Here is a 15,962-nt window from a genome sequence, read left to right as displayed (position 1 = left end):
GCACCCATTGGGTTTCAGCTATTTTTCAGCCTAAAACCCGTTGCGCACCAGCTACGACAGCTCCTCTTTTTAATATCGCTCAGGAGGCCGGTGCCACCTGCTCCCCGCCCAACACCTTCCACAGCGTGACGCGGTTTTGCTGCTCGGACAGGCGCAGGCCAATCAGGGTTTGCTGGGCGGCATAGAGGCTGCGCTGCGCGTCCAGCACCGTCAGGTAGTTGTCCACGCCGGACTTGAAGCGCGCGTCCGACAGGTCCAGCGCTTTTTGCGTGTGATCCACCAGGCTGGTCTGCGCCGCCAGGCGCTCGCTCCATTGGGCGCGGTCGGCCAGCACATCGGCGGTTTCCTTGAAGGCGGTCTGCACGGTTTTCTCGTACTGGCTCAGGGCAATGCGCTGGTTGCTTTCGGCCACCTGCACGCCGGCGCGGTTGCGCCCGCCGTCAAAAATGGGCAGCTTGACCAGGGGGATAAAGTTCCAGGTGCGGTTGCCGCCGCCGAACAGGCCATCCAGCTCGTTGCTGCCCGTGCCCACGCTGGCCGTGAGGCTGATGGTGGGGAACATGGCCGCGCGCGCGGCGCCGATGTTGGCGTTCATGGCCTGCAGATTGCGCTCGGCGGCCTGCACATCGGGGCGGCGCAGCAGCACGCTGGAGGGCAGTGGCGCCGGCACGGGCAGCAGGGCTGCCGCGGTCTGTGGGTCGGTCAGCGTCTGGGCCGTGGGCAGCAATGCCTGCGGCACCGTGCCTCCCACCAGCAGCTGCAGCGCGTTGCGGTCGCGCTCCACCTGGGCCGTGTAGCTGGCCACATCGCCGCGTGCCTGGTCCACCGTGGTCTGGTTCTGCACCAGGGCCAGGCCCGAGGTGGCGCCAATCTCATACTGGCGCTTGGCCAGCGCAAACGATTGCTCGCGGCTGGCCAGGGTATCGCGCGCCAGCTGCAGGCGGGCCTGGTCGGCGGCCAGCGTCAGCCAGGCATTGGCCACATCGGCCACCAGTCCCAGTTGCACATTGCGCTGGTTGTCCTGGCTTTGCAGAAACTGCTGCAGACCGGCCTCACTCAGATTGCGAATGCGACCCCACAGATCCAGCTCGTAGCTGGCAAAGCCCAGCTGGGCCGTGTACTGGCTGGTGATGCTGGAAGCACCGCTGCTGCTCAGATCGGCCGCCGTGCGCGCCCGGTTGCCCTGGGCCTGGGCGTTGACGCTGGGCAGCAGGTCGGCCCGGGTGATGCCGTACTGGGCACGGGCTTTTTCAATGTTCTCCAGGGCCACGCGCAGGTCGCGGTTGTGGCTCAGCGCCAGCGCCACCACCTCGCGCAGCGGGGCAGACTGCAGCCATTGCAAGGCCTGGGCCTGCTGCAGCGCATCGGCGCTGGCCACCACCGGCACGGCCGAGGCCGACACCACATCGGCCACCGGCAGCGCCGGTGTCTGGTAGGTGGGCGCCAGATTGCAGCCGGCCAGCAAGGCGGTCAGTGCTGCTGCGGCGGCGGTGGTCGAAGTCTGGGTCATCAGGCGCTTCATGCTGCGCTCTCCTGGTTCACTGCGGGAGTTTCGTGGCGCGAGCGGCTCTTGAACCAGCTGCGAATCAGCAGGAAGAACACCGGCACCAGGAAGATGCCCAGCACGGTGGACGCCACGGTGCCACCCAGCACGGCCGTGCCGATGGCATTGCGCCCGCCGGCACCGGCGCCGGTGCCTATGGCCAGCGGAATCACGCCAAAGCCAAAGGCCAGCGAAGTCATCAGGATGGGGCGCAGGCGCAGACGTACCGCAGCCACCGTGGCGTCGAACACATTCTTGCCCTGCTCCTGCAGCTGTACGGCAAACTCCACAATCAAGATCGCGTTCTTGGAGGCAAGCCCCACCGTGGTCAACAGGCCCACCTGAAAGTACACGTCATTCGTCAGGCCCCGGGTGTAGGTGGCCAGCAGCGCGCCCACCACGCCCAGGGGCACGGCCAGCATCACCGACAGCGGCACCGTCCAGCTCTCATACAGCGCGGCCAGACACAGGAAGACGAACAGAATCGAGATCGCATACAGCATGGGTGCCTGGGCACCAGACTGGCGCTCCTGCAGCGAGGCGCCGGTCCATTCATAGCCTATGCCCGAGGGCAGCTCCTTGAGGATGTCCTCCAGCGTCTTCATGGCCACGCCCGAGCTCACGCCCGCAGCCGGGCTGCCGATGAACTCATAGGCCGGCGCGCCGTTGTAGCGCAGCAGCTGGGGCGAGCCATAGGCCCAATAGGTGGTGGAGAAGGCCGAGAAAGGCACCATCTCGCCCTTGCTGTTGCGCACCGTCCACTTGGCAATGTCCTGGGGCAGCATGCGGTGGGCCGCATCGGCCTGAATGTAGACCCGCTTGACACGGGCATTGTTCAGAAAGTCGTTCACATAGGTGCCGCCCATGGCGCTGGAAAGCACGCTGTTGATGTCGATATAGGACAGGCTCAGGGCCGCGGCCTTGCGGTCGTCGATGGCCAGGCGTAGCTCGGTGGCGTCTTCCAGGTTGGTGGAGCGCACGGCCGTCAGCTCGGGGCGGGCACGCATTTGCTCCTGCACATGGTCGCGAGCGGCCAGCAGCGCATCATGGCCCATGCCATTGATGTCCTTGAGCATGAAGTTGAAGCCCGAGCTCGAGCCCAGGCCCCGCACCGCGGGCGGCAGCATCACAAACACCTTGGCGTCGCGGATATGGGCCAAATCCTTGGTGGCCTTGTGCGCAATGGCCGCTGCCGACTGCGCGGCCAGTGGCCGGTCGGCCCAGGGCTTGAGGCGCACAAAGCCGCGCGCCGAGCTCTGGTCACCGCTCAAACCAGAGACCTGGTTGAAGCTGATCACCTCCGGCTGGGCCAGCAGGTATTCACGCACTTCGTCCAGCACCTCCTGCAGTCGGGCATCGGCCGCACCCGCAGGCAGGTTGACGTTCACCGAGATAAAGCCCTGGTCTTCGTCCGGCAAAAACGAGGTGGGCAGGCGGCTGATGATGAGCCACACCGCCACGCAAATGGCCAGAAAGATCAGCATCATGCGTTTGCTACGGCGCAGTATCTTGGCCACCGTGCTCTGGTAGCGGTCGGCCGTGGCATCGAAATGGTGGTTGAACCAGCGAAAGAACCGGTCGCTCACGCCCAGAATGCCGCTGCGAACAGGCTTGTCATGGCCGCCGGGAGGCGGTGCCTTCAAAATGCTGGCGCACAGCGCGGGGGTGAGGGTCAGCGCCACAAACACCGACAGCGCCATGGCCGCCACGATGGTGATGGAGAACTGGCGGTAGATCACACCGGTGGAGCCGCCAAAAAAGGCCATGGGCACGAACACGGCGGACAGCGTCACGCCAATGCCGACCAGCGCGGGCGTGATTTCGCGCATGGAGGCACGGGTGGCCTCCTTGGGCGACATGCCCGTCTCGTGCATCACACGCTCGACGTTTTCCACCACCACGATGGCGTCATCCACCAGCAGGCCAATGGCCAGCACCATGCCGAACATGGTCAGGGTATTGATGGAAAAACCCGCCACCGACAGCACGCCAAACGTGCCCAGCAGCACCACCGGCACAGCAATCGCGGGGATCAGCGTGGCGCGGAAGTTCTGCAAAAAGAGGAACATCACCACCACCACCAGCAGCATGGCTTCGGCCAAAGCGCCCACCACTTCCTTGATGGAGGCACGCACAAAAGGCGTGGAGTCGGAGCTGACGAAATACTCGATCTGGTTGGGGAAATAAGGCTTGAGCTCGGCCAGCTTGGCCGCCACGGCATCCGACACGGCCATGGCGTTGGCGCCGTCGGCCAAGATAATGCCCATGCCCGCGCCGCGCATGCCGTTGAGCTTGGCCTGGATGGACAGGTTGTCCGCCCCCAGCTCCACGCGCGCCACGTCCTTCATGGTGACCACCGAGCCATCGGTGGCGGACTTGAGCACAATGGCCTCGAACTCCTCGGGCGTCTTGAGCTTGGTGCGCGCGGTGATGGTGGCGTTGAGCTGCTGGTTGCGCACCGCCGGCAAGGCGCCGAGCTGGCCGGCCGAGACCTGGGCGTTCTGCGCATTCAGCGCCGCCGTCAGGTCCGAGGGCATCAGCGCGTATTTCTCCATCTTGGCCGGGTCCATCCAGATGCGCATGGCATAGGGGGTGCCGAAGACGCTGATGTCGCCCACCCCTTCGATGCGGCCTATGACGTCCACCAGATTGCTGTTCAGGTAGTCGCCAATATCCACACTGGTCATGGCCGGGTCGGTGGAATAGAAGCTGTAGGTGACCAGATAGTCCTGGCCGCCCTTGTTCACGAACACGCCGCGGCTCTTGACCGACTCCGGCAGCCGGTTCATGGCGGACTGCAGCTTGTTTTGCACCTGCACCTGGGCCACGTCGATATTGGTGCCGGGCGCAAAGGTGAGCGAGGTGCGCGAGCGGCCCGAGGCATCACTGGTCGAGCTCATGTAGAGCATGTTGTCAATGCCCTTGATTTGCTGCTCGATGATCTGCGTGACCGAGTTTTCCACCGTATCGGCCGAGGCCCCGGTGTACTGCGAGGAAATCGTCACCTGGGGCGGTGCGATGTCGGGGTATTGCTCCAGCGGCAAGGTCGAGATCGACAAGGCCCCGGCCAGCATGATGACGATGGAGATGACCCAGGCAAAAATGGGCCGGTTGATAAAAAACTGTGCCATGTGCGTGCCCTGTGTTTACTGGGCCGGCTTGGCGTTGGTGGCGGAGGACGCTGCGGCAGGTGCATCGGCCGCAGCCTGCACCGGCGGCAGGCCGGGCTTGCTCTGGCGCTCGGCCTTGGCCTTCATGTCCACTTCCACGGGCTTGACCTTGTCACCCGGCTTGGCGCGCTGGAAACCATCAACCATCACGCGCTCACCCGGCTGCAGCCCGGCCTGCACCAGCCAGGTGGCGCCCAGGGCACGGTTGAGCTCCACATCGCGCTTTTCCAGCACACCGTCGGCCTGGGCCACCAGCACGCTGGGGCGGCCGGTCAGGTCGCGCGTCACAGACTGCTGGGGCAGCAGCAGCGCATCGGCCGCCAGGGCCGTGGGCAGCAGGGCCTGCACATACATGCCGGGCATCAGCAACCCATCGGGGTTGGGCACCAGGGCGCGCAGCGTCAAAGTGCCCGTGCTGTCGTTGACGATCACGCCGGCATAGGCCAGACGGCCCTGGTGAGGGTAGTCGCTGCCGTCATCCAGGCGGATGCGCACGGCAATCTTGTCGCCCTCCACCTTGGCAAAGCGGCCGGCGTCGATGTCGCGCTTGAGCTGCACCAGCTCGGTGCTGGACTGGGTGAAGTCCACATACATGGGGTCCATCTGCACGATGGTGGTCAGTGCCGTGGTCTGATTGGCCGTCACCAGGGCGCCCGGGGTCACGGTGGACAGCGCAATGCGGCCGCCGATGGGCGCCTCAATGCGGCTGTACTTGAGATTGATGCGCGCCGTATCCAGACTGGCCTTGGCCACGCCCACATCGGACCGGGCCTGGATGACCGAGGCCTGGCCCTCCTCATAAACCTGCTGGCTGATAGCATCGATCTTCACCAGCTCGGCATTGCGGCGCGCCGTGGCGGTCAGCGTGCGCAGGCTGGCTTCGGCCTTGGCCAGGGCCGCCACGGCACTGGCTTCGGTGGCCTGCAGCGAGGCCGCATCGATCTGGTAGAGCGGCTGGCCCTGCTTGACCTGCGCGCCCTCGGTGAACAGCCGCTTTTGGACAATGCCCGAAACCTGGGGCCGCACCTCAGCCGTCATAAAGGCCCGGGTACGCCCTGGCAGGCTGGCATCGATCTGCTGGCTTTGCGGCTTCAGCGTGACCACGCCCACCTCGGGCACGGGCTTGGCGGCAGACGCCGGCGCATCCGAGCCCTTGGAGCAAGCCGCCAGCAGCAGCAAGGTGGCAACCGCCAGCGCGCTGCCACGCCACCGTTCCCCCCAATGACCGCGTGCGGACGCTGAACCAGCAGATCGAGGGCCACACAGGGCCTGCGCCTGGTCGATATCCAGGCGTTCTTGTTTGACTGTCTTCATGGAATGGGAAGGAAGGGGGGGGAAGGATGTTGTCAGTAAGAGGCCATTCTGGCCTGCTCATGTTTACGCTTCGTAAAGCCTAGCAATGTAGGGCATATTCCTACGCAGCAGGCGCATTCTGCATGCACCGTCACCGTGTGAGATTGCCCCTAGCCTGCTTTAGTTCAAAGACGCAAAAACAATGCCAAGACCAGGCATGGACAAGCCCCCCGGCCCCCACCGCCCCCGACCGCCTAGGCGTTGCGCAGTGCGCTACGCAGCTGCTCCCCCACTTCGGGCCGGCCGGCAAAGGCATCCGTGGGGTTGCGCCGCTGCAAAATGTCTTCCATGCGGGTTTGCACATTCCCCAAGGCATGGGGGTGACTGAAGATGTAGAACTGGTTGTCCGCCATGGCGGCAAACACTTTTTTGGCCATGTCGGCCGCCGTCACCTTGCCCGAGCCCACGGCCTTTTGCGTCATGGAGCGGGCCACCTTCTGGCTGGTCGTCAAAGTGGCTGCAGTCATGTCGGTGGGGCGGTTGCGCTCGCTGTCGGCTATGCCGGTGGCCACAAAATACGGGCACAACAGGCTGCAATGCAGTTGGTCCGTCACCAGGCGCAAGTCCTGGTAGAGGGTTTCGGTCAGCGCCACCACGGCATGCTTGCTGACGTTGTAGACCCCCATATTGGGCGGGGCCAGCAGCCCGGCCATGCTGGCGGTGTTGACGATGTGGCCGCGCCAGTTCGGGTCTTGCCGCACGGCCTCCAGCATCATGGGGGTGAACAGGCGCACGCCATGGATCACACCCCAGAGGTTGACGCCCAAAATCCATTCCCAGTCGGCCTGGCTCTGCTCCCACACCAGGCCACCGCCGCCCACGCCGGCGTTGTTAAACACCAGGTGCGGCGCACCAAAGCGTTGCTGCACCTCTTGCGCCAGCGCGGCCATGGCTTCGCCGCTGGACACATCCACGCGCCGGGCCAGCACATCGGCAGCGCCCAGCGCACGCGCCTCGACCTCGGCACGCTCCAGCGCATCGGCCTGCACATCCACCAACACCAGCTGCATGCCGGCACGCGCGCCGATGCGGGCACATTCCAGGCCAAAGCCCGATCCGGCACCGGTCAGCACTGCGGTTTTTTCTTTCAAATCTTGCAGCATCTTGCATGTCTCCTTTTCGCGTGACTTTTTTGCGCCCAAAACGCCCCCGGAATGACAAACCGTGATGCCAGCCGAAGCGGGCCCGAGAAACCCAGCCAGAACCAGGCCCTCCTCCACAACGGCCAGACAGCGCTTGAGGCGCGGCGTCTCGCCCGCAGACAGTGCTTTGGCACGGCAAGGGCGAGCAACAAAGCATCAAGCGCTGTATGGCCGCCCCCAAACGGGGCACCTAACCCAAAGGCTGAATCTCAAATCAGCTTTACGAGTTGTTTGCCAAAGTTTTTGCCCTTGAGCAGGCCGAGAAACGCCTCGGGCGCCGCGGCCAAACCCAGGGCCACGGACTCGCGCGGATGCAGCTGCCCTTGCTGCACCAGACCAGACAGCTCGGCCAGCGCGGCAGGCCACAGCTCCATATGCTCGCTGACGATAAAGCCCTGCAGCTTGAGGCGATTCACCAGAATCAGCGCCGGATTCGCCATGGGCAGGGGCTGGCCGTCGTAGCCGGCAATCATGCCGCACAGGGCGATGCGGCCAAAGGCGTTCATGCGCAGCAGCACGGCATCCAAAATGAAACCACCCACGTTTTCAAAATAGCCGTCGATGCCGTCCGGGCAGGCCGCTTTCAAGGCGGTGGCCATGGACTTCACATCGGCATGCACGCGGTAGTCTATGCAGGCATCAAAGCCAAGTTCTTCCTGGGCATAGGCGCATTTTTCCGGCCCACCGGCAATGCCCACCACCCGGCAGCCGCGTGCCTTGGCCAGTGCGGCAAAGGCACTGCCCACGGCGCCAGTGGCAGCGCTGACCACCACGGTTTCGCCTTGCTTGGGCGCGATGATGCGGTCCAGCCCGTACCAGGCCGTCACACCCGGCATGCCCACGGCGCCCAGGTAGTACGACAGCGGCACATGGGTGGTGTCCACCTTGCGCAGCATGCCGGGCGCATTGCCGTCCACCACGCTGTAATGTTGCCAGCCCCCCATGCCCACCACCTGGTCACCAGGCTGAAAGCGCGGGTGGCGGCTTTGTTCCACCACGCCCACGGTGCCGCCCTGCATCACCTCACCCAGGGGCTGGGGCGCGGCATAGCTCTTGGCATCGTTCATGCGGCCGCGCATATACGGGTCCAGGCTGAGGTAGTGGTGGCGCACCAGCACCTGGCCATCGGCCAATGCTGGCGTGTCGGCCTCCACCAGGCGGAAGTTGCTGGCAACGGCCTCGCCCTGGGGGCGGTTGTCCAACAGAACTTGCAGATTGCGTGGCATGTCGTCTCCTTCAGTTGTGATAGCTGCCTGCGCTTATTCCATGCGCCCTACAGCCTGGTTTACCTTGGAATCTATGCTGCCATGACAGCAGCACTCCGTGCGTCTGCTTTGCACCGCGCAAGGGCCTGGTGCTGTCCCTCTCCGGCGCGTAGCGCAAGAGAGGGGGAAGACGCGCAGCGGCTCAGGGGGTGCTTCATCTCAACGCCTCAGTCTGTGGCGATCACCGTGTCCTTGGCATCCTTGCTACCCGGGCGCACGGTGCGTGGCATGTATTTGAAGGTGCCGGTGGCGTGGCTGCACAGCCGGCCCTCGCCGTCATAGACCTTGCCCTCGCAATAGGCCATGGTCTTGGTACGGTGCAGCACCAGGCCCTTGGCCACCAGCAGGCCACGCGCGGGCTGCATAAAGCTGGTCTTCATCTCGATGGTCACGCAGCCAAAGTCATCGCTTTCCAGGCTGCGTGCGGCCACGGCCATGGTCACGTCCAGCAGCGTCATGCTGGCGCCGCCGTGGGTCACGCCAAAGGTGTTCAGGTGCGCGGGCTCGGCCTCGTAACGCAGCTCGGACTCGCCGTTTTCCATCTTGTGCAGCGTAAAGCCCAGGTGGTCGACAAAGGGAATGGGGTGGGCGCCAAAACTCAGCAAGATCAGTCTCCAGAAAAGTTGCGGGCCCGAGCATAGCCGCGCTGCGGGCTCACTCCGTGCAAATGGCTGTCACCAAAAAGATAAGCCCCCCTGCGCCGCCTACGGCGACTTCAGCCACCCACCAGGGCACTTACGCCGCCATCCACCGCCATCCACTGGCCGGTGATGTGCTTGCCTGCGGCGCTGGCGTAGAGCAAGGTGATGCCCTTGAGGTCTTCGTCATCGCCCAGGCGGCCCAGCGGGGCATGGCTGGCCATCTTGTCTTCGCCCATGGAGTCGATCAACACCTCGGCCATCTTGGTGCGGAAAAAGCCCGGGCAGATGGCGTTGACCGTGATGCCATAGCGCCCCCACTCCCCGGCCAGCGCACGGGTGAAGTTCAGCACCGCGCCCTTGGAGGTGTTGTAGGCAATGGTCTGCATGGCCACGGGATTGCCCCCCAGTGCAGCGATGGAGGCCAGGTTGATGATGCGGCCGCTGTGGCGCGCGATCATGCTGCGCTTGGCGATCTGCTGGCTCAGCAGAAAATAGCCGCGCACGTTCAGATTCATGACCTTGTCCCAGGCCGCAATCGGGTGGTCCTCGGCCGGAGCCCCCCAGCTGGCGCCAGCGTTGTTGACCAGAATGTCCACATGGCCCATGCGCTCCAGCGTCTGCGTGGCCAGGCGTGCGATGTCGTCCTCCTTGGCGCAGTCGGCTGCAATCCACTGCGCATCAATGCCCTGGGCCTGCAGCGTGGCCACCGCCTCTTCCAGGTCGGCTGCCTTGCGCGATGTCAGCATCACCTTGGCACCGGCCTCACCCAAGGCCTGGGCCATCTGCAGCCCCAGGCCGCGCGAGCCTCCGGTGACCAGCGCGGTCTGGCCGCTCAAATCGAACAATTGCTGCACGGTGTGTGCCATGGGGCGGTCTCCTTGGTGTGTCTTGGGGATCAGCGGCCTTCGGCCAGCACAGTGGATGGCCTTGCCTGCTCGCTGTATCTGTGCCGTCCATTGTGCAAGTGGGCCTGCGCTCGCCCTGTCACCTGGGCGCAGCCTGCCTTGCGCAGCACCTTGCCTGCTCTGCCCCATCCCCCACAGCACCTGTCATTGCATGTTCACGGCAACTGAAAGCGTGCACCGAGGTTGCATATGGCAACCCCTGTGAGCGCCGTTCTCACGCACACTCCGCCTCTCCCTATATGGAGGCTGGTGATGGATAATTTCCATGGCGCCAAGATCGCGCTGTTTCTAGGCACCCAACTACTGGTTTACCAGCGCGACGACAAAGCGACGATTCCATTCCCTGGCAAATGGGATCTCCCCGGTGGCGGCAGGGAAGGCAATGAAACCGCCATGGAATGTGTGCTGCGAGAAGTCCAGGAGGAATTCGGCATTGTGTTATTGCCGAGCTGCGTGCACTGGACCCGTCAATACCCCTCCCGCAATCACTCCGGCTCCTACTTCATGGTGGGCACGCTCACCGACCGCGAAAGTGCGGCCATCCAATTCGGTGACGAGGGCCAGCAATGGCGCTTCATGGCGCTCGCCGAATTCCTGTCGCACGAACACGCGGTCCCTCGATTGCAGCAACGACTGCGAGACTATTTGGCAGGCGAGCCATCGCTGTAGACAGCCTCCAGCGCAGCCCTATTCACTATTCAAACAGCGAGCGCGTGCCACCCCAGGCCGCCCCTTCCAGCTCCAGCATGCGCAGCTTGGTCAAAGCGCCCTGCCCGCCTGAGAAACCGCCCGGCTCGCGCCCGGCCGCCAGCACGCGGTGGCAGGGCACGACGGGGGCAAAGGGGTTGGCACCCAGCGCCTGGCCTACGGCCCGGGCCAGCCCCAGGCCACCCAGCTCCTGGGCCAGATCGCCATAGGTGCGCGTCTGGCCCGGGGCAATCGCCCGTGTCAGCGCATAGACGCGGCGGGCGAAATCGGGCACGCCATGCCAGTCCAGCGCAACTTCCAGCAGCTGAGGCAAGGCGCTTGTGCCCTGCGCCAGCCCGGCTGTGCCGGCCTCTGCCGGGGCGTCATGCGCTCGCATATCCCCCAGTACGGAAGAATCCGACGGCGTGGCCCACGCGTCCTCCATGGCGTCTTCCCTCTGCCCAGGCCGGCCTGCCAGCAACCGCTGCACGCCCGCCACGGCCTGCCGCGCACAAACCGGCAGCCGCTGCGGCGCCGTGGTCTGTGTCCACAGCGACAAGGGCGGGGCATAGCCTTCCTCCAGGCGCAGCGCCAGCTCGCCCAGCATGCGCGCCTGGGTGGCCGCAGCGTCCACCTCGGGCAGCTGCACGGCCAGCACGGACTGGGCATTCCAGGCCAGGGCGCAGATGCCAATGCGCGTGGCAAACAGGGCATGGCCATGGCCCAGCGCAGGGTCGGCAAGATCGGAAGCGAAGGCAGAAGACGACATGGCAGGCCCGAAGGGGAGGAAGAAGGCGTCCATTGTGCGCGGGCAAGGCCGCCTGCAGAAAAACCACAAACACTGTACACACCCACAGTGTTTGACTGTATATTTACACAGTCATCAACTTTTTTACTTGCAGCATGGACACCGCAGAAGCCTGTTTCACCGTCACTCTGTGCGACTTTGATGGTCTGCCGGACGCCGCACGCGCCAAGGCCGAAGAACGCTACGCCAAAATCCTGGCCCGTCAGCTGGGCGGACCCGAGCAGGTGTCCGAAACCCTGCACTGGGTACAGCAGCTGGAAGAAGACCCGCCGGAAGAAATCACCGAGGAGATCAAGACCGGCTTTGCCCGCTGGATGAAAGCCGTGCGCGCCGCCACCGAGGCCGGCATGCAAGGCCTGGGCGAAGGCGAAGGCTGCTTCTTCGAGGTGCGCGGGGCTTGAGCCGCCCCTGGGCGCCAATGCTCCAGCGCCCCGCCGGGGAAAACGCCAGGCGCCAGCAATAGGCAGCAGCAACTGCCTACACTCTGGCCTCTTCGCTCCGACTCCTTGCCCAGCGCTTTTCCCTGTATGCAGCCCCTGCTCGACGCCATTGCCCAGATGCCCTTTCCCCATGATGCCCAGCGCATCTTCCACGGCCGGGGCGGGCGCTATCCGGGCTGCGAGCAAATCGTGCTGGACGCCTTCCCTCCGGTGCTGGTGCTGACCAGCTTTGCCCCGGTGGATGAGGCACTGCTGGCTGCCATTGGCCAGGCCCTGGCCCAACGCTGGCAGCAGGTTGCACCCGCCGGGCAGGCGCTGAACTGGGTCTTCCAGAACCGCGCACCCGGCAACCAGGCGGAAACCCGCCTCATGGCGGGCAGCGTGCCCGAACCCCATGTAGTGGTGGAAAACGGCGCCCAGTATCTGGTGCATGTGGCGCGCGGCCAGAACCACGGCCTGTTTCTGGACATGGCTGCCGGCCGTGACTGGGTGCGCTGCCAGGTGCTGGCCCATGCACGGCCCGAGCGCATGAAGGTGCTGAACCTGTTTGCCTACACCTGCGCTTTTTCCGTGGTGGCCAAGCTGGCCGGAGCCGGCCAGGTGCTGAACATGGACATGAGCAAGGGCGCCTTGGCCACGGGCCAGCACAACCACCAGCTCAATGGCGTCAAGGCTGGCGCCAGCTTTGCGGCCCATGACATTTTCAGCAGCTGGGGCAAGATCAACCGCAGCGGCCCGTATGACCTCATCGTGGTCGACCCACCCAGCTACCAAAAAGGCAGCTTTGTGGCCACCAAGGACTACGCCCGCCTGATGCGCCGCCTGCCCGATCTGCTGGCGCCCGAGGGCCAGGTACTGCTTTGCCTGAACGCCCCCGAGCTGGGCACCGATTTCTTGCGTGCGCAGATGACCGAGATCGCGCCCACGCTGCAGTTCATGGAGCGCATCCCCAACCCGCCCGTGTTTGCCGATGTGGACGAGGAACGCAGCCTCAAGGTGCTGGTCTACCGCGCACCGGGGCTGGACACCAGCGCCTGAACAACGCTTCGGCGCTTGCACATGCTGGCAGCCCTGCACAACCAGCGCCTGATAGCAGAGCCGTCATGCTGCTTGCGCGGCGGGGCTTTGTGAATGCCGCTGCCTCAACAACAATCACAACAACAGTTTCTTACATGCCGCTCACCCAGGCTGGCAGGCCATCAAATCTATGATGGGCCATGGTCTCTCCCACCTCGCCCTCCACCGCTTCCATTGACCCGGCCCTGGCACGCACGCTGCAGCGCTTTGCCCAGCTGGACGCCAACACCCCCGCACCCCAGCTGTCCTATGTCCAGCGCCGCCGCCTGCTCAGCGAGCGACAGGCACAGCTGGTTCGCACGCCCTTATCCAGCATTCGCCAGAACAACTATTTCGTGACCGCTCCAGGGCGTGAAATCAGCGTTCGCAGCTACCAAAAGAGCAGCACCGAAGCACCATACACCCTGGTCTGGCTGCATGGCGGTGGCTGGATGGTGGGCGATCTGAACACCCATGACGATTTGTGCGAGCGCCTGGCGCAGCACAGCGGCCACACCGTGCTCAGCGTGCACTACCGCCGCACCCCCGAAAGTCCCTTCCCCGCAGCACTGGACGATGTGCTGCAGGTGCTGCAATGGCTGCGCACCATGCAAGGCCTGCTGCCACTGGAGCACGACAAGGTGCTGCTTGGCGGCGACAGCGCCGGTGCCCATCTGGCGCTGGCAGCCGCCGTGCGCCAGCTGCAGGCCTTGCCCGGCGATGCCGGTGCAGCGCGCATTGCCGGCCTGTTGCTGCTGTACCCGCCGCTGCTGCCGGACCAGGATACCGAGAGCATGCGCAGCTTTGGCTCGGGCTATGGGCTGACACCTGCAGCCATGCAGCTGTACTGGCAGTCCCTGGGCAAGGTACAGGGCAAGGCCGCCGCGTGGATGCAGCCCGGCCGCTGCGACGCCGAGATTGCCCAGCTGCCGCCTACGCTGGTGGTAACGGCCAGCCACGACATTTTGCGCGACGAGGCCGAGGCCTTTGCCCTACACGCCCAGGCCCTGGGCGCGCCGGTGCAGCTGCAGCGCGCCCCGGCCATGGTCCATGGTTTTGCGCGCCTGGTGGCTGCCAGCCCGGCAGCGCGCCAGCAGGTGGAAAACGCCTGCACTGCCTGGGCCGAGCTGCTGCGCACGGCGGCCTGATCAGGCGCGCGCCCATGCCAGGCGCGCTACAGGCTCCACATCCTGCACATCGCCCGCCAACTGAAACACGGACACGGCCTGCACCAGTTGCTGGGCCTGGGTGCGCAGGCTGTCGGCGGCGGCCGCGCTTTCTTCCACCAGGGCCGCGTTCTGCTGTGTGACCTGGTCCATCTGCATGACGGCATCACCCACCTGGGCCACACCGCTGGCCTGCTCGCTGCTGGCCGCGCTGATATCGCCCACGATCTGGCTAACGCTGGCAATAGCCGCCACCACCTGGTCCATGGTGGCGCCGGCCTGATCGACCTGGGCCGAGCCCTGGGCCACACTGCTCACATTGGCCGTGATCAGCTCCTTGATCTCACGCGCGGCCGTGGCCGAGCGCTGGGCCAGCGCCCGAACTTCGCCGGCCACCACGGCAAAGCCACGGCCCTGCTCGCCCGCGCGCGCTGCCTCCACCGCCGCATTCAAGGCCAGGATATTGGTCTGAAAAGCGATGGAGTCAATCACGCCAATGATGTCGGCAATGCGTTGGCTGGCGCTTTGGATGTCGTGCATGGTGGCCACCACCTGCCCCACCACGGTGCCCCCCTGCGCCGCCACCGTGGAGGCGTTCTGCGCCAGCTGGCTGGCCTGGCGAGCATGGGCCGCGTTTTGCTGCACGGTGGAAGACAGCTCCTCCATGGAGGCTGCGGTTTCCTCCAGGGCACTGGCCTGTTGCTCGGTACGGGCCGAGAGGTCATTGTTGCCATGGGCAATCTGCGCGCTGGCGGTGGCCACACTGTGGGCGTTCTGGCGCACCCCTTGCACCACCTGGGACAGCGCATGCTGCATGGTGTGCAGGGCGTTGAGCAGCTGGGCCACCTCGTCGCGCCGGGTGTTGGGCCGGGCCGCCGTCAGATTGCCGGCCGCCACAGCACGCGCCACCTGCACGGCCGCATCCAGCGGGCGCACCACGGCACGGCTGAACAGCAGGCCCACCGCGATACCCAGCAGGCACACCACCACCATCACCGCCAGACTGATCCACTCGGCACGCGTGGCCACGGTGCTGGCCTCTTCGGCCATGGCTGCGCTGCGCTGCTGGATCTGCACCGCCACCTCGTCCAGCAATTGGGTGGGCTCTCGGTCAATACCTGTCACGGCGCGGTCACCCGCCGCCGCACTCATGCCTGCATCCATAAAGGCCTGGTAGCCACGGTGGTAGGCCTGGCTCATGCGGTGGTGGGCTTGCGAGAAGCGCTGTACCAGCTCATGGCTTTCGCCTGCGGGCAAGCGCGCCACCAGGGCCTCGGCCATTTGCTGAACATGGGCGTCTTGCTTGACAAAGGCATTCCAGTACTGCTCCCTGCGCTGCGCATCCTGCCCGCGCAGCAATACGTTTTTCCACTCCTGGGTCTGCAGCCGAAAGCTGGAGAGCAGCTGGCTGACCGTGCGCTCCTGCTCCACATGCTCCGCCACCGAGGTCTGGTAGATGCGCAGGGCCTGCGCCAGCTGCCCCATGCCCCACAGCGCCGTGCCGAACAACACCAGCATGGCCAAGGCAAAAGCCAACGGAAGTTTGAGACTGAGCTTCATATCGCACCCTCCTGCTGGCACGATTTCATCCTGACTCCGCAAGGGCTCGTTGCATACATAGGCATGGTTTCTCTCCTGTTTTTTGAGGCCGTGCAGCCAAGCCTTTCTTGCCGGCTTTCAGGCCCTGTCCATTGCTTGCGTCATTGCTATGGCGTCCACCGCATCCGCCACGCCACTGCTCCCCAGCACATCAAAGAAAGGAGCAAAAAGCGCATTGCCAGCATAC

13 protein-coding genes are annotated in these 15,962 nt (G+C 65.0%); 4 read left to right on the top strand and 9 right to left on the bottom strand.

Annotation, left to right across the window (positions count from 1 at the left end; all coding sequences use genetic code 11):
* Positions 1–79 precede the first annotated feature (79 nt).
* The 7 genes from ACA027_RS10710 to ACA027_RS10680 all read right to left on the bottom strand — a co-directional run bounded on the left by ACA027_RS10710 (position 80) and on the right by ACA027_RS10680 (position 9,980).
* Entirely contained in the window at positions 80–1,522 is a 1,443-nt protein-coding gene (locus tag ACA027_RS10710; protein WP_370682357.1) for an efflux transporter outer membrane subunit, read from the bottom strand.
* A complete protein-coding gene (locus ACA027_RS10705) occupies positions 1,519–4,674 on the bottom strand; it encodes an efflux RND transporter permease subunit (protein WP_370682356.1) in 3,156 nt (1,051 codons plus the stop codon). Before ACA027_RS10705 ends, ACA027_RS10710 begins: the two co-directional genes overlap by 4 nt.
* A 15-nt stretch (positions 4,675–4,689) precedes the next feature.
* Positions 4,690–6,003: an efflux RND transporter periplasmic adaptor subunit gene (locus tag ACA027_RS10700; protein WP_370682559.1), complete on the bottom strand. Its 1,314-nt coding sequence runs from the start codon at positions 6,001–6,003 to the stop codon at positions 4,690–4,692.
* A 257-nt stretch (positions 6,004–6,260) separates the two neighbouring features.
* Entirely contained in the window at positions 6,261–7,169 is a 909-nt protein-coding gene (locus ACA027_RS10695; RefSeq protein ID WP_370682355.1) for an SDR family oxidoreductase, read from the bottom strand.
* A 248-nt stretch (positions 7,170–7,417) separates the two neighbouring features.
* A complete protein-coding gene (locus ACA027_RS10690) occupies positions 7,418–8,434 on the bottom strand; it encodes an NADP-dependent oxidoreductase (protein ID WP_370682354.1) in 1,017 nt (338 codons plus the stop codon).
* Between the two features lie 206 nt (positions 8,435–8,640).
* Positions 8,641–9,078 (bottom strand): PaaI family thioesterase, encoded by a 438-nt coding sequence (locus tag ACA027_RS10685; protein WP_370682353.1) that lies wholly within the window; start codon positions 9,076–9,078, stop codon positions 8,641–8,643.
* Positions 9,079–9,188: 110 nt separating this feature from the next.
* Positions 9,189–9,980, bottom strand: coding sequence for an SDR family oxidoreductase (locus ACA027_RS10680; protein ID WP_370682352.1), 792 nt, complete (start codon positions 9,978–9,980; stop codon positions 9,189–9,191).
* 291 nt (positions 9,981–10,271) lie between these two features.
* On the opposite strand from ACA027_RS10680, the gene ACA027_RS10675 reads away from it, so the two are divergent.
* On the top strand, positions 10,272–10,688 hold the full coding sequence (locus ACA027_RS10675) for an NUDIX hydrolase (RefSeq protein WP_370682351.1): 417 nt from the start codon (positions 10,272–10,274) through the stop codon (positions 10,686–10,688).
* A 25-nt stretch (positions 10,689–10,713) separates the two neighbouring features.
* On the opposite strand, the gene ACA027_RS10670 is transcribed toward ACA027_RS10675, so the two are convergent.
* Positions 10,714–11,475: a methylated-DNA--[protein]-cysteine S-methyltransferase gene (locus tag ACA027_RS10670; RefSeq protein ID WP_370682350.1), complete on the bottom strand. Its 762-nt coding sequence runs from the start codon at positions 11,473–11,475 to the stop codon at positions 10,714–10,716.
* A gap of 134 nt (positions 11,476–11,609) precedes the next feature.
* Here ACA027_RS10670 and ACA027_RS10665 point away from each other — a divergent pair, with 134 nt between their 5' ends.
* From ACA027_RS10665 to ACA027_RS10655, 3 genes are all read left to right on the top strand, one after another.
* The gene (locus tag ACA027_RS10665; protein ID WP_370682349.1) at positions 11,610–11,915 is read left to right on the top strand and encodes a hypothetical protein; all 306 of its coding nucleotides are present in this window, start codon (positions 11,610–11,612) and stop codon (positions 11,913–11,915) included.
* A 126-nt stretch (positions 11,916–12,041) separates the two neighbouring features.
* Positions 12,042–12,992 carry a class I SAM-dependent methyltransferase gene (locus ACA027_RS10660; protein WP_370682348.1) on the top strand — a complete coding sequence of 317 codons (951 nt, stop codon included), beginning with the start codon at positions 12,042–12,044 and terminating at the stop codon, positions 12,990–12,992.
* A 179-nt stretch (positions 12,993–13,171) separates the two neighbouring features.
* Positions 13,172–14,158: an alpha/beta hydrolase gene (locus ACA027_RS10655; RefSeq protein WP_370682347.1), complete on the top strand. Its 987-nt coding sequence runs from the start codon at positions 13,172–13,174 to the stop codon at positions 14,156–14,158.
* On the opposite strand, the gene ACA027_RS10650 is transcribed toward ACA027_RS10655, so the two are convergent.
* A complete protein-coding gene (locus ACA027_RS10650; protein WP_370682346.1) occupies positions 14,159–15,736 on the bottom strand; it encodes a methyl-accepting chemotaxis protein in 1,578 nt (525 codons plus the stop codon). It lies immediately after the preceding gene.
* Positions 15,737–15,962: the final 226 nt, after the last annotated feature.

It is taken from the genome of Comamonas sp. GB3 AK4-5, assembly GCF_041320665.1.
Lineage (GTDB): Bacteria > Pseudomonadota > Gammaproteobacteria > Burkholderiales > Burkholderiaceae_C > Comamonas.
Note: the sequence above shows the minus strand (reverse complement) of the source record. Positions and strands in the feature narration are given on the sequence as shown.